The 13,406-nt window shown below is 70.9% G+C and carries 12 protein-coding genes and 1 tRNA gene; 10 read left to right on the forward strand and 3 right to left on the reverse strand.

Annotated features, from left to right (window positions below; genetic code table 11):
* Positions 1-657: an NAD(P)H-binding protein gene (locus AB0269_RS05935; RefSeq protein ID WP_366210304.1), complete on the reverse strand. Its 657-nt coding sequence runs from the start codon at positions 655-657 to the stop codon at positions 1-3.
* A 26-nt stretch (positions 658-683) separates the two neighbouring features.
* Entirely contained in the window at positions 684-1,748 is a 1,065-nt protein-coding gene (locus AB0269_RS05940) for an NAD(P)-binding domain-containing protein (protein WP_366210516.1), read from the reverse strand.
* A 127-nt stretch (positions 1,749-1,875) separates the two neighbouring features.
* On the opposite strand from AB0269_RS05940, the gene AB0269_RS05945 reads away from it, so the two are divergent.
* The 8 genes from AB0269_RS05945 to AB0269_RS05980 all read left to right on the forward strand — a co-directional run bounded on the left by AB0269_RS05945 (position 1,876) and on the right by AB0269_RS05980 (position 12,187).
* Positions 1,876-1,951 (forward strand) — tRNA-Ala (locus AB0269_RS05945).
* Positions 1,952-2,069: 118 nt separating this feature from the next.
* Entirely contained in the window at positions 2,070-4,406 is a 2,337-nt protein-coding gene (locus AB0269_RS05950) for a hypothetical protein (protein WP_366210305.1), read from the forward strand.
* A complete protein-coding gene (locus AB0269_RS05955; RefSeq protein ID WP_366210306.1) occupies positions 4,403-7,102 on the forward strand; it encodes an FtsX-like permease family protein in 2,700 nt (899 codons plus the stop codon). The genes AB0269_RS05950 and AB0269_RS05955 overlap by 4 nt, the downstream gene beginning before the upstream one ends.
* Before the next feature lie 29 nt (positions 7,103-7,131).
* On the forward strand, positions 7,132-8,046 hold the full coding sequence (locus AB0269_RS05960) for an ABC transporter ATP-binding protein (protein ID WP_366210307.1): 915 nt from the start codon (positions 7,132-7,134) through the stop codon (positions 8,044-8,046).
* Positions 8,043-8,723: an ABC transporter ATP-binding protein gene (locus AB0269_RS05965; RefSeq protein ID WP_366210308.1), complete on the forward strand. Its 681-nt coding sequence runs from the start codon at positions 8,043-8,045 to the stop codon at positions 8,721-8,723. Before AB0269_RS05960 ends, AB0269_RS05965 begins: the two co-directional genes overlap by 4 nt.
* Before the next feature lie 113 nt (positions 8,724-8,836).
* Positions 8,837-9,979 (forward strand): calcium:proton antiporter, encoded by a 1,143-nt coding sequence (locus tag AB0269_RS05970; RefSeq protein ID WP_366210309.1) that lies wholly within the window; start codon positions 8,837-8,839, stop codon positions 9,977-9,979.
* Between the two features lie 413 nt (positions 9,980-10,392).
* The gene (locus AB0269_RS05975; RefSeq protein ID WP_366210517.1) at positions 10,393-12,054 is read left to right on the forward strand and encodes a sodium:solute symporter family protein; all 1,662 of its coding nucleotides are present in this window, start codon (positions 10,393-10,395) and stop codon (positions 12,052-12,054) included.
* A gap of 1 nt (position 12,055) precedes the next feature.
* Positions 12,056-12,187 (forward strand): putative transporter small subunit, encoded by a 132-nt coding sequence (locus AB0269_RS05980; RefSeq protein ID WP_366210310.1) that lies wholly within the window; start codon positions 12,056-12,058, stop codon positions 12,185-12,187.
* A 58-nt stretch (positions 12,188-12,245) separates the two neighbouring features.
* On the opposite strand, the gene AB0269_RS05985 is transcribed toward AB0269_RS05980, so the two are convergent.
* Positions 12,246-12,380, reverse strand: a complete 135-nt coding sequence (locus AB0269_RS05985; RefSeq protein ID WP_366210521.1) for a hypothetical protein — start codon at positions 12,378-12,380, stop codon at positions 12,246-12,248.
* Here AB0269_RS05985 and AB0269_RS05990 point away from each other — a divergent pair.
* Positions 12,336-12,677, forward strand: coding sequence for an ATP-binding protein (locus AB0269_RS05990; RefSeq protein WP_366210518.1), 342 nt, complete (start codon positions 12,336-12,338; stop codon positions 12,675-12,677). The two genes, AB0269_RS05985 and AB0269_RS05990, sit on opposite strands and share 45 nt — an antisense overlap.
* A complete protein-coding gene (locus tag AB0269_RS05995; protein WP_366210311.1) occupies positions 12,674-13,357 on the forward strand; it encodes a response regulator in 684 nt (227 codons plus the stop codon). The genes AB0269_RS05990 and AB0269_RS05995 overlap by 4 nt, the downstream gene beginning before the upstream one ends.
* The last annotated feature ends 49 nt before the right edge of the window (positions 13,358-13,406 follow it).

The raw sequence follows: 13,406 nt of genomic DNA on the forward strand, positions 1-13,406 counted from the left end.
TCAGCGCGCGAGCGCGGCGGCGATCGGCTCGGCGGTGGCCTGCGTGCCGTTGCCGAAGCGGATCGTGCGTCCGATCGTCAGCGGCTCGACCAGTGTCGCTGCGACGACCGCGGCGACGTCGGCGCGTGCGACCCGCCCGCGGTCAGGAGCCTCGAGTTCGATGAGTCCGGTCGGCTCGTCGAACGTCAGTGTTCCGGGGCCCAGGATCGTGCCGTCCAGATCGGTTCCACGGAGGTGCTCGTCCGCTGCCCACTTGGCGTCGGCGTACGGGAAGAACGAGTCGCCCTCCGGCACACCATGGTCTGCCGTGGAGCCCAGCCACGACACCATGACGTAGCGCTTCACGTCGGCAGCGGCCGCGGCATCCATCGAGCGGATCGCGGCGTCACGATCGACGGCGTAGGTGCGCTCCGGGGATCCGCCGCCTGCTCCGGCCGACCACACGACGGCATCATGTCCGCGGATCAGGTCGGCGATCCCGGCGGTGTCGAGATTCTCGATGTCGGCGACGAGCGCGGTGGCGCCGGTCTGCTCGACATCGGCGACGTGATCGGGGTTGCGGATCACCGAGGTGACCTCGTCGCCTCTGGCGACGAGGAGCGGGGCGAGCAGAAGCGCGATGCGGCCGTGGCCGCCGAAGACGATGACACGGGACATGACTCCAGGCTAACCCGCACCGAGCATCACGGCACGGGCGTCGGGATACCGCGCAGCGCGCGCTGCACGCCCACCGCGGCCGTGCGACCGGCGCGATTGGCCCCGATCGTGCTCGCCGACGGGCCGTACCCGACCAGCTGGATTCGCGGGTCCTTCACGGCCGTCGTGCCGCGCCCGTTGCGGTCGAGCTGGATGCCGCCCGCTCCGCTGCGCAGATGCAGCGGCGCCAGATGCGCGATGGCAGGCCGGAACCCGGTCGCCCAGAGGATGACGTCGACGCGCTCGAAGGAGCCGTCCGCCCACCGCACGCCGTCCGCCTCGATGCGCTGGAACATCGCCCGGCGGTGGGCGTATGCGCCGAGGCGCTCGGCCTCGCGCTCCTGGGGACGCAGCATGAGCCCGGTCACCCCGACGACGCTCTGCGGTGGAAGGCCCTGCGCCACCCGCTGCTCGACGAGCGCGACCGCCGCCGCGCCCGCTTCGGGGGTGAACTCGTCGTCGCGCCAGACCGGCTCGCGACGCGTCACCCAGATCGTGTCCGTGATCGGCGCGAGCGCTCCGAGGAACTGCACGGCGGATGCGCCGCCGCCGACGACGAGCACGCGCTTGCCGCGGAAGTGCTCCGGCCCCGGGTAGTCGACGGTGTGGAGCTGCTCTCCGATGAACGTCTCCATGCCCGGATAGTGCGGCAGGAACGGATGCGTCCACGTTCCCGTCGCGTTCACGAGCGTCCTGGTGCGCCATTCGCGCTCCGCCGCCCGCACGACGAGGATGCCGTCGTCGTCGGTGACCGCATCCACGCGCACGGGACGGAGGACCGGCAGCCCGTGACGCTGCTCGTAGTCCGTGAAGGATGCCGGGACGACGACGTTCGCACGCTGCGCGTCGCGTGCCGGCGCCTCGGCGTCGGGGAGCTCGGCGACGCCGTGCACGTCGTCCATCGTCAACGCGTCCCAGCGGTGCTGCCATGCGCCCCCGGGCGCGCCGTTCGCGTCGAGGACCAGATGGTCGATGCCCAGTCGCTTCAGGTGGAACGAGGTCGAGAGCCCGGCCTGTCCCGCGCCGATGACGATGCTCTCCCTGATCTGCATGTTCATGACAACGCATGGATCTGCGGGAGTGTTCCCGCTGAACCGCCCGGCCGTGCTCCGATTCGCGCGGACGCCGGAACGTGTTGTATTCTTTTCAAGTTGCCCCGGTCGCCCGGGGAAGCGAGATGGGCCTGTGGCGCAGCTGGTAGCGCACCTGCATGGCATGCAGGGGGTCAGGGGTTCGAGTCCCCTCAGGTCCACCATCAAACCCCCGGTCATCCGGGGGTTTTCTCGTTGCTGCGCCGAATCGCGGATTGCCCGTTGCGCGCCCGCGCGCACCGGACGAAGATGTTCTGCAGTGTGTGCACCGGATGAGGAGCGATGGCGTTTGAAGCGAGACGGGCGGGAGTTCACCTCGCCCGACTGTCACTCCTCGCCCTCGTGGCCGCCCTGTTCGTCCTCGGCGCCGGAGGCCTGGACGCGGTCGCCGATCGGCTGATCACGGCCGGCGCCGCACGCATGCTCGACGACGCCGAACCCGCATCGCAGACGGTGCGCCTGGTCGCGCTCGAGGCATCCGACGGCGCCGCTCAGGATGCCGAGATCCGCGACGCGATCGACGCCGCCTTCGACGGCGCACCCATCACGGTCTCGCGCCGGACAAGCCTCGAGGTCACCCTGGAGCCGCCGTCCGGCGAGCCGGTCGCGGTCCGCCTCATCGACGACGCCCGACTGACCGACCTCGCAGAGGTCACCGCGGGCGCGTGGCCGCGAACCGCGGATGAGCTCGCCCTCTCGGACCGCGCCGCTCAGCGACTGGACCTCGGCGTCGGCGACGAGGTCACGGTCGCAGACAGAGAGCTGACCGTCGTCGGCACCTGGAGCGCCGCCGATGCGACGGACCCCGCCTGGCAGAGCGATCCGTCCATCGCGTCCGGCCTGAGCGGAGAGACCTTCGGCCCCGCTGCGGTCGTCGAGGGCACCCTGGCCGATCTGCCGGGAACCCCGAGGACCACCTGGGCGATCGCCCCTGCGAGCTCTGCGCTGACCGACATCCCGCGTGTGATGCACGGCATCACCGCGCTGCAGGCGCTCCCGGAGTCCGTCGACCCGCAGCGGACCCAGAGCACCCGCGTGGAAGGCGGGCTCGGCGACACCATGCACCGTCAGGCGTCGGCGGTCGCGTCCGCGCAGGGTCTGCTCGTCGTCCCGCAGCTGTCCGTGGCGCTGCTGGCCGCTCTCGTGATCGGCACAGTGCTGGGTACCCTGACCGTCGCGCGCGGCGACGAGCTGGATCTCCTGCGCGCACGAGGGAGCTCGACACGCCGGCTCGCGCTGAGCGCCGCCGCCGAGGCCGCGCTGTTCGCCGCCGTCGGCGCGGCCTCCGCCCTCATCGTGCTGACGATCGCCGCAGGCATCGGCGCCGTCGCGCTGCTGTCAGCGGCCGGAGCCGTGATCCTCAGCGGCGCCGCGGCCTCCCTGCTCACAGTCCGGAGCGTGATCCGCACCCGCGCGTCGGCCGGGCGCAGCGATGCCGGCATGCGCTCCCTCCGAGCGCTGATCCTGCCCGCGGCCGTCGCGGTCGGTCTCGCCGCCCTCGCGAGCTGGCAGCTCTTCGCGACGCGTGCCGTCACACGACCCGACGGCACGCCCGACCCGCTCGCGACGTCGGCCCCCGCACTGCTCCTCATCGCCGGATGCTCCCTCGCACCCGTCATCGCCGTCCCCGTGGCTGCTCTCATCGAACGCCTCGTGCGACGCACCAGGGGCATCGCACCGGTCCTCCCGCTGCGGCAGGTCGCGCGCCGCATGGGCATCGTCGCCGTCGCGATCCTGTGCCTCGCGCTGGCCGCCGGATCCGCGACACTGGCGATCGCGGCCCCTGCCGCATCGGGCGCCGCTCAGCAGCGGATGCACACGGCTCTGCTCGGGTGGGACGTACGCATGATCGGTGCGTACGGCATCCAGGAGATCGCCGATGACGCGACGGCCTGGAGCGAGGTCGAGGCGGCGGCCGAGGTCGTGCACACGCCGCTCGCAGTCGGGTCCGACACCGCGACCCTCGTGGCCGCACCGCCGGAGGTCCTGGGGATCGACGCGACCTCGACGGGCGCCGGCGACGGACAGGTCCCCGTCGGTGTGACCCGCAGCCTGGCCGACCGGCTCGGCGCCGAGGTGGGCACCGTGTTCACGGCCCGCATCCGCTCGGTCGCCCGCCCTGTGCCGTTCGAGGTGCGCGGCATCGTGGATGCGCTGCCCGGAATCGGCGCCGGCCTCGGCGTGGCCGCCGATCCGGAGGGGCTGGAAGCGGCCGGTGTGAGCGTGGCCCCCGGCGAGCTCTGGATCCGCACAGAGGCACCCGAAGAGGTCGCCGAGCGACTGCGCGCCGAGGCGACGCATCCTGCGCGCATCCTGACCGTGCCGCAGGTGAGCGCAGCACCGGTGACCTCGGTGGTCCCGGCGATGCTGACGCTCGGGGCGCTCGGCGCGGCCGTCCTCGGCGTGTTCGGATTCCTCGCCGCGTCCTCCGCGGGTGCACGCGCGCGCCGGGATGAAGCGATCGTTCTGCGCGCACTGGGCCTGCGGAATGCGCGCAGGCGCCTGCTGCGACTGGGCGAGGTGACCGGCGTCGCCGTGTACGCCGTCGGCTTCGGTGCGGCCGTGGGCGTCGCCGTCGCGGCTGTCGTCCTGCCCCTCGTGCTGGGGGTCAGCGCATGAACGAGCGGATGTCGGTGCTGACCCGGAGCGCACGCACGACGCCGATGCTGTCGGTGTTCCTCGTCGTGGTGATCGCGGCGCTGTCGTTCCTGGGGGTCTCCGCACCCGTGCTGCTCGCGGACGGAAGGACCGCCACCGTGCAGCGCGCCGCGACCGCCCTGCCGCTGCTGGCCAGATGGCCCGCAGACACGATCCCGGGGCTGCCGGCCTTCGATGAGGGCGCGGACTCCGGGGCCGACGTGTGGAGTGCTCCTCTCGCCGCCGCCGAGCAGCTTCGGCAGGCGCAGCCCGAACCTCTGCGCAGCATGCTCGGGACGCCGCGGATGACGATGAGGATAGACCCCGTGCCGACGCTCGGCACCCCCGACGCTCCCGTCCCCCTGAACAAGATCGGGCTCGTCGCCGATCCCGGTCTCGAGGATCGCGCCACCCTGGTCGAGGGTCGCCTCCCGAACATCGTGCCCGCAGACGACGGCATCGAGATCGCCCTGACGACGACCGTCGCCGAAGATCTGGAATGGCGCGTGGGCGACACGCGGCAGTGGGACGGCACGACGCTGACGCTGACCGGACTCGTCGGCCCGTCCGGCCACGACGACGGCGACTGGTCGTTCATCGCGGGCTCGATCACCCCGCTCGTCGAGATCGGTGCCGCCGGCGACCGCATCCTCGTCGGCGCCGCATTCCTGAATCCCGCCCAGACGGATGCTCTCGCCAGTCGCGTCCGCAACGTCAAGATCACGTCCTGGATGCCGTTCGACACCGGCGCGATCGATGCCGCATCCGCCGCGACGACTGCCGCGCAATTGCGACTGCTCTCCGCCGATCCCGTCGAGCTCACGATGCACGACGAGACGTTCTTCGATGTCGGACTGTCGTTCAGCTCCTCGCTCCCCCGGGCCATCGACGAGGGCGTGTCCCGCGGCGACGCCCTGACGGCGGTGGTGTCCGTCGTGGCCGTCGGTCCAGTCGCGGTCGCGCTGGTCGTGCTGGCCCTCGTGAGCAGGCTCATCGCCGTGCGCAGAGTCACGACCACTCGTGTGCTCCGCGCGCGCGGAGCGTCCGTCGCAGGCCTGGTGGGGATGCTGGGCGCAGAGGGCGCGGCGCTGGGCGTCCTCGGCGCCGTGATCGGCAGCATCGCGGCAGCGGCAGGCGTCGGCTGGGCGGGCCCGCTGGTGCTGCTCATTCCGGTCCTTCTCGCCGCGGTTCCGGCGATCGTGGTGCCGTGGAGTGCGGTGACGGACGCAGAGCGGACCGGACGCCGTGACCTCGGCGACCCCGCTGACGCCGGGTTCGGCGGGCCCGGCCGGGGACGGCTGGCGCTGCGGCTCCTCGTCCTCGCTCTGACCGTCGCGCTCAGCATCCTCGTCGTCGTGCGCGGCGGCTCGGGAGGCGTCGATCCGCTGCTCATCGCCCTGCCCGTCCTCCTCGGCGGCACCGGCAGCATCCTGTCGCTGCGCCTGCTGCCGATCCTGCTGCGTCTGGCCGAACGCCGAGGGCGGCGCCGCGTCGCGCTCACGGCCCTCCTCGGTCCCGCACGAGCACGACGCGACCCCGTGGTGCGCACCGCGCCCGTGCTCGCCGCCGTGATCGGTCTGGGCGTCGCGGTGTTCTCGGTCGCGTTCGCCGCGACCGTCTCGAACGGCATCACCCGTGCCGCAGAGGTCGGCGTCGGTGCGGATGTGCGGATCGATGCCTCATACATCACCGACGACGGCGCCGAGCTCGTGTCCGCTCAGGGCGGCGTCGCGGCCACCGCCGCCCTGCGCGGCGTCTCGACCACGGATGCGAGGGCCGACGGGCAGAAGGAGCGGGCCACCGTGTACGCGGTCGATGCGGCAGACCTCGCGGACGTGCAGCGCGACTCCCCCGGCGCGATTCCGCTACCGCCGGAACTCGCGGCCGAGCAATCCGACGGCGCCGTGCCGGTCGTCGTGTCCGAAGCGCTGCTCGCCCGCCTGGGGATCGAGGACCCGGACGACGCCGAGCTCGAGATCGCCGGCGAGCCGGTCAGGATCATCGCCGTCGCGCCGTCGTCGGTCCCGTTCGGGTCCGCTGAGCAGTGGGTGATCGTCGACTCCGCGAATGCGTCGGCTCTCGGGGACCGCGGCAGGGGGATCTCACAGCTCTACATCGCTCTGACGGCGGATGCGGATGCCGATGCGGTCGGCGAGGCGGCCGTGGCCGCGCTCGCCGGGGACGCTTCCTTCTCGACGCCCGCCGCCACCGCGGCCGTGTACGAGCAGGATCCGGCATTCGGGCTCGTGCAGGGCGCGCTGCTCGCCGCGAGCGCGCTGGTCGCCGCGCTGCTGGCGGTGGCCATCGTCGCGACGCTCGTGCTCGGCGCCTCGTCGCGCGCGAGGATGCTCGCGATCCTGCGCACGCTCGGGCATCCGGTCGGAGGCGCGGGCCGCCTCGTGGCATGGGAGGTCGCCCCGGCGCTGCTGCTGGCGCTGCCGTTCGGCGTCGGCGCAGGGATCGGCATGGCGTGGCTCGTCATCCCGCAGCTGGATCTGCGCGGGTTCGTCGGCGGCTCGGCGCAACCGCCTGTCGTGCTCGGCGGTGTGTCGCCGGTGCTCGTGGTGATCGGGTTCGCGCTGGTGACATCGTCGGCGGTCGCTGCGGCGACGGTGCTCGCCTCGCGGGTGGGCACCGCAGCGACCCTTCGCGCCGACGGCGAGGAACGGGAGCAGTGATGGGAGAAGGACGCATGGGAACGGATGGCATGGCTGACGGAGCGATCCTCTGCGAGGGCGTGGTGCGCATCTTCACGGCGCAGGGCGTCGAAGTGCAGGCGCTGCAGGGTCTGGATCTGCGGATGACGACCGGTGAGATGGTCGCGCTGGTCGGCGCGTCCGGCTCGGGGAAGAGCACGCTTCTCGGCATCCTCGCCGGGCTCGATCGGCCGACGGCGGGGTCGGCGAGCGTCGCCGGCCACGACCTGACGACCATGCGCGGCGCCGAGCGTCTCGAGTACCGCAGGCGCAGCGTCGGGTTCGTCTGGCAGCAGTCCGCGCGCAACCTCCTCCCCTACCTGACGGCGAGGGAGAACGTGCGGATGGTGCACGAGGTCGCCCGCGTCGTTCCACGCTCGGAGCGCGAGGCGTACGGCGATGAGCTGCTGGAGCTGCTCGGTGCGGCGGAGGTGGCGGGCAAACGGCCCGCCGAGATGTCGGGCGGGCAGCGGCAGCGCGTCGCGATCGCCGTCGCCCTCGCGAACCGGCCCCGTGCGCTGCTGGCCGACGAGCCGACCGGCGAGCTCGACGAGCAGACCAGCGCCGAGGTGCTGGGGGCGATGGAGACGGTCAATCGGGAGCGCGGTGTGACCACGCTCATCGTCACCCACGACGCGAGTGTCACGGAGCATGTCGAGCGCACCGTCCGGATCCGCGACGGGCGCACCTCGACGGAGACGCTGCGCCGCACGAGCACGGATGACGACGGCCGCTCCGTGCGCACGGCGCAGGAGTATGCGGTGCTCGACAGGGCGGGGCGCATGCAATTGCCCGCCGACTTCGTCTCGGCCCTCGACCTGCGCGAACGCGTGCGTCTCACGCTCGAGCCCGACCATGTGCGCGTCGCACCGGGGCAGCATGCCTCTCGGAATGATGCGCGTGACGCGAACGGGGATGCATCGTGACCGCCGTGCTGCGCGCCGAGAGCCTGTCGCGCACGTTCGCGAGTCCCGCCGGTGACGTGGTCGCCGTGCGGGATGCCGATCTCGCGGTCTCCGCCGGCGAGCTCGTCGTCGTCGCGGGCCGGTCCGGTGCCGGTAAGACGACGCTGCTGACGATGCTGGGCGGCCTCGACCGGCCCACCTCCGGCCGCGTGCTCATCGACGGCACGGATCTCGCCGATCCCGCGACCGACGTCGCGGCGCTGCGCGGTGCGCGGATGGCCTCGATCTTCCAGACCGCCGGGCTCATCCCCGTGCTCTCCGCAGCCGAGAACGTCGAGGTGCCGCTGCGCATCCGCCGCGTGGACCCGTCCGAGCGCGATCGTCGCGTCGCGGATGCCCTGCGCGACGTCGGACTCGAAGAGCATGCCGGGCAGCGGCCGGGCGAGCTCTCCGGCGGCCAGCAGCAGCGGGTCGGCATCGCCCGTGCACTGGTCATGGCACCGGGCATCCTGCTCGCAGACGAACCGACCGCGCAGCTGGACAGCGAGACGGGGGCGCAGATCATGGACCTCATCGCGCGCCTCGTGCACGAGCGGGGAACAGCCGCGGTCGTGGCCACGCACGACCCCGCCATGCTCGCCAGGGCCGATCGCGTGTTCGATCTGCACGACGGCGTGCTGCGCCTGCGCGGGAGCTGAGCAGCCCGCGCGACACCATGTGAGACACTGGTCTGGTCGATCGGACATCGCCGCGCGGGACGACCCGCTGTGCACACCACGACCAGGGGACGGCCCCGCAGGAGGAGATCTCCATGCGCATCCGCATCCCGTTTCTCACCGCATCCGACACCGTCAGGATCGTTCTCGGCTGGGGAGCTTTCGGCATCCTGCTGCTCGCTCATCCGCTGCTGGCGGCGCCGGTCCCGGCGCCCGTGCTGATCATGACGCTCGTCGGCATCGTCGCGGTCATCCTCGTGTGCGCCTTCGGCGTCGTCAAGCAGGCCGAGGCGCTGGCCCACCGCCTCGGCGACCCGTACGGTTCGCTCGTGCTTACCCTGTCGATCGTGCTCATCGAGGTCGTGCTCATCTCCGCGGTGATGCTGGGGCCCGGCGAGCACACGACGATCGCGCGCGACTCCGTCATGGCGGTGTCGATGATCATCCTGAACCTCGTGATCGGCCTCGCGCTGCTCGTGGGCGGCACGCGTCATCGCGGGATGGCGCACAACCGCACCGGGACCTCGATGTACCTGGTCATGCTCGTCGTCCTGGCGTCGCTGGCGTTCGGGCTCCCCGCGCTCATCGGCCGCGACGGCGCCTACTCGACGGCGCAGGCGATCCCGGTCATCGTGATCACGGCCGGTCTGTACGGCTACTTCCTGTTCCGCCAGATGGGCGCGCAGGCATCCGATTTCACGGAGGTCGATCCCCGAGTGCAGAGCGCTGCTGCGACGGGCACGGATGCCGATGCGGGCGGCATCCGCCAGATCCTCCGCGATCACCGCACCGAAGTCGTCGTTCGCGTGGCGCTGCTTGTCGTGACCGTCGTGCCGATCGTGCTCCTCTCCCACGACATGGCGGCGCTCCTGGACGACGGGCTCGGCCGCTTGGGAGCGCCGGTCGCGCTCTCGGGCGTGCTCATCGCCGCCATCGTCTTCCTTCCCGAGTCGATCACCGCGATCCGCGCCGCGCTCGGCGGCGAGATCCAGCGCGTGATCAACCTCTCGCACGGGGCCCTGGTCTCGACGGTGGGCTTGACGATTCCGGCGGTCCTCGTGATCGGCATGCTCACGGGTCAGACCGTCGTGCTCGCCGAGACCCCGGCGGATCTTCTGCTCCTCGGCGCGACGCTCCTCATCTCGGTGACGACGTTCGCGGCGAAGCGCGTGACGGCGATCCACGGGTCGGCTCACCTCGCCCTGTTCGCGGTGTACCTCATCGTGCTGCTGGGCTGAGGCCGGTTCGTCCCCTTCCTGAGAGCTTGCTATGGTCAAAAGGATGCTTGTGCATGCATGAGCAGGGAGCGCATCGTGCGCTCTCGTGCGACGCGCCCGACTGCGCGCCCATCGCGATCAATCGACTTCCGCTGAGGATGCACCGACGTTCGGCGCGCCTGCGGACGACTGGAAAGGAGCCGCACCCCGGGCCTCTCGTCTGCGCGTTCCCACGCGCCTCAGTGGTCCAGGTTCGTTCGCCATGCTGACAGCATCAGATCGCCCCATGTCCATCTACGTCCCCCGAGTGCCCTCCCCCACCTAGCGAGCGCTTTCTCCTTCGACCGGCGGCTCCAGCCGCATCACGACGAGAAAGTGAGAACCATCCGGTGGGCGACCTCCAAACACTCTCAGGGCCAGTGACGGTCCTGCTCATGCTGCTGTTCTTCGGCGGCAGCCTTTACATGTCGATCCGCATCTCCCGCAAGAAGGAGAACGCCGACGGCTACATGACCGGCGGCGGCAAGATCGGCTTCGGCATCTCCGCCGCTTCCATGACCGCCACATGGATCTGGGCATCCTCGATGTACGCCTCCGCGACATCCGGGTACACCTACGGCATCTCCGGCCCGATCCACTACGGGCTCTGGGGCGCGCTGATGATCCTGCTGATCTATCCCTTCGGCCGGCGCATCCGGCAGGTCGCGCCGAAGGCGCACACGATCGCCGAGGTCATGTTCGCCCGGCACGGACGCTCCAGCCAGCTCATGCTCGCAGGATCCAACGTCCTCGGCAGCCTCATCAGCCTGACCTCCAATCTCATCGCCGGCGGAGCGCTCATCTCGATGCTCTCGCCGTTCACCTTCACGCAGGGCATCGTCGCGATCGCGATCGGCGTGCTCGCCTACACCCTCTGGTCGGGCTTCCGCGCCTCGGTGCTGACCGACTTCGCCCAGGTGCTGGCGATGCTGGGAGCCGTCGCCATCATCATTCCGGTGATCTTCTTCGCCGCCGGCGGCCCCGACCTGTTCGTGACGGGCGCTGCGAACCTCACCCCGCAGCAGGGCGACTTCTTCTCGTCCGACGCGTTCTTCAACCAGGGCGCGCCGTACATCGCGGCCGTCCTGGCGTACGCGATCGGCAATCAGACCATCGCGCAGCGCCTGTTCGCGGTGCGCGAGGACCTGATCAAGAAGACCTTCGTCACCGCCACGATCGGCTACGGCGCGACGATCATCGGCGTCGGGATGCTCGGTGTCATCGCCCTGTACGCGGGCATCGAACCCATGGGCGGCGACGTCAACAACCTCATCCCGCAGATGGCTGCCACCTACCTCAGCCCGATCCTCATCTGCGTGTTCTTCGTGATGATCATCGGCTCGCTGTCGTCGACCGCGGATGCCGACATGACCGCGCTGTCGTCGATCATGATGGCCGACATCTACGGCCAGAACATCGCCGGAAAGAAGAACGCGAACCCGAAGACGATGCTGCTGGTGGGGCGGATCACGATGGTCGGAGCGACCGCCGCGGCGCTCGGCTTCGCGTCGATGCAGTTCAACATCCTCGACCTGCTCGTGTTCGTCGGAGCGCTGTGGGGTGCGCTGGTCTTCCCCGTTATCGCCAGCTTCTACTGGAACCGCGTCACGAACGTCGCCTTCACCATCGCGGTCGTCGCCGGTCTCGCCGCGTTCCTGCCGGTGCGCTTCGAGTGGGTCGATCTCACGGGCGGTCTGGGGATCGTCAGCGACGTCGTCGCCGTCATCGGCATCGGCGTCGTGCTCGGCCTCATGGCGTTCGGGTTCTTCGGTCTCAGGGTCGCCCTGGTGGTCGGAGCCGTCGCCGCCGTCGCATCCGCGCCGTTTGCGATCGGGTTCCTGCACACCTATCCCGTGCTCTCCGGTTCTCTGGTCGCCTACGCCGTCAGCACGGTCGTGTGCGCTGCGCTCACGATGCTGAACACCGACAAGCGGTTCGACTTCTCGGTGATCCGGCACCGCACGGGCGACTTCGACACCGCCGAGACCGAGATCATCGCCAGCGCGGAGAACGTCGTGCACGACGCCGATGCCGCCTACTCCGGAAAGGAGCAGTGACATGGAGACCATCCTCATGACCGCGTATGCGCTCGTGTGGCCGGTGATCGTCATCGGAACCCTCGCCGTGATCATCCGCGCGTTCGCGAAGGACGCGCGGGAGGCGAAGAAGGAGGGGCGTCAGATCATCTGAGCGCCCGCAGGGGACGGCCATGTCCGCGGCCGTCCCCTGTTCCGTCGAGGATGCGCTCTCAGCGGTCGCGCAGCTGCTCGGCGATCTCCTCATCCACGGTGCGGATCGTCGCGGTGTCGACCTCGGCCAGTGCCTGCTCGAACCGCGCCTGACGGCGCTTGAGCCAGACGCCGAGGACGATGATGACGATCATGACGCCGCCGGGCGCGGTGGGCGGGTCGCGGTGACGATCGCGCGAGACGACGAGGGCATGACGGTGCTCGAGATCTCGGACGACGGGCCCGGCGTCCCGATCGAGCACCGCGGCGACGTGTTCCGGCTCGGATTCTCGACGAAGAGCGACGATCGCCAGCGCGGCTACGGGCTCACGCTCGTCGCGCGGGTCGTGGAGCGCCGCGGAGGGACGATCGACCTCTCCCCCGCAGCGCTCGGCGGAGCGCGCTTCGTCGTGCGGCTTCCGGTCAGGGATCTCGCCGGGGCAGCGCGATGAGCCGGCTGCGCACGCTCATCGTCGAGGACGACTTCGCCGTCGCCCATGTGACGCGCGGGTTCGTGGAACGGCATCCGCATTTCGAGGTCGTCTCGGTCGCACCGACCGGCGGTGACGCACTGCGCGCGCTCGACGATCTACGTCCCGAAGTCATGCTGCTGGACGTGTATCTGCCCGACATGTCGGGCATCGACGTGCTGCGACGGCTGCGCGCGACGGGAGCGCACGTGGAGGTCATCGCCGTCACCGCCGCGCGGGACCTCGACACCGTGCGCCGCGCCCGCGCGCACGGCGTCCATCACTATGTCGTCAAGCCCTTCCCGATGCAGGCTCTGCACGAGCGTCTCGACGACGTCTGGCGCGTTCTCGCCCGCGATGCCGAGTTCAGCGACACCGGCGAGCTCGATCAGGTGACCGTCGACGCGCTGATGCGACGGGATGCCGTCGCCCTCGCCGGCAATCGCAAGGGGGTGTCACGGGTGACGCTGCAGCGCGTCGCGGAGACCATGGAGGAGCAGGCTCACCCCGTCTCGGCGACCGAGGTCGCCGAGGTCCTCGGCATGTCGCGCGTCAGCGCGCGGCGCTACCTGGAGCGGCTCGTGGAGTCCGGACTCGCCGCGAGCACACCGACCTACGGCGGTGTGGGCCGCCCGGAGCTGCGCTACCAGCTTCGCGCGTGACGGACCTCAGACCCCGGGCCGGACCGGCGGCCGCCGTCTTGCATTTCGC

It is taken from the genome of Microbacterium sp. NPDC077644, from assembly GCF_040702785.1.
Taxonomy (GTDB): Bacteria; Actinomycetota; Actinomycetes; order Actinomycetales; family Microbacteriaceae; genus Microbacterium.

Excerpts from the sequence above, each read along its gene's own strand:
- AB0269_RS05935 (WP_366210304.1), bottom strand. The coding sequence starts at position 657 with ATGTCCCGTGTCATCGTCTTCGGCGGCCACGGCCGCATCGCGCTTCTG.
- AB0269_RS05940 (WP_366210516.1), bottom strand. The coding sequence starts at position 1,748 with ATGCAGATCAGGGAGAGCATCGTCATCGGCGCGGGACAGGCCGGGCTC.
- AB0269_RS05950 (WP_366210305.1), top strand. The coding sequence starts at position 2,070 with ATGGCGTTTGAAGCGAGACGGGCGGGAGTTCACCTCGCCCGACTGTCA.
- AB0269_RS05955 (WP_366210306.1), top strand. The coding sequence starts at position 4,403 with ATGAACGAGCGGATGTCGGTGCTGACCCGGAGCGCACGCACGACGCCG.
- AB0269_RS05960 (WP_366210307.1), top strand. The coding sequence starts at position 7,132 with ATGGCTGACGGAGCGATCCTCTGCGAGGGCGTGGTGCGCATCTTCACG.
- AB0269_RS05970 (WP_366210309.1), top strand. The coding sequence starts at position 8,837 with ATGCGCATCCGCATCCCGTTTCTCACCGCATCCGACACCGTCAGGATC.
- AB0269_RS05975 (WP_366210517.1), top strand. The coding sequence starts at position 10,393 with ATGCTGCTGTTCTTCGGCGGCAGCCTTTACATGTCGATCCGCATCTCC.
- AB0269_RS05980 (WP_366210310.1), top strand. The coding sequence starts at position 12,056 with ATGGAGACCATCCTCATGACCGCGTATGCGCTCGTGTGGCCGGTGATC.
- AB0269_RS05985 (WP_366210521.1), bottom strand. The coding sequence starts at position 12,380 with ATGATCGTCATCATCGTCCTCGGCGTCTGGCTCAAGCGCCGTCAGGCG.
- AB0269_RS05995 (WP_366210311.1), top strand. The coding sequence starts at position 12,674 with ATGAGCCGGCTGCGCACGCTCATCGTCGAGGACGACTTCGCCGTCGCC.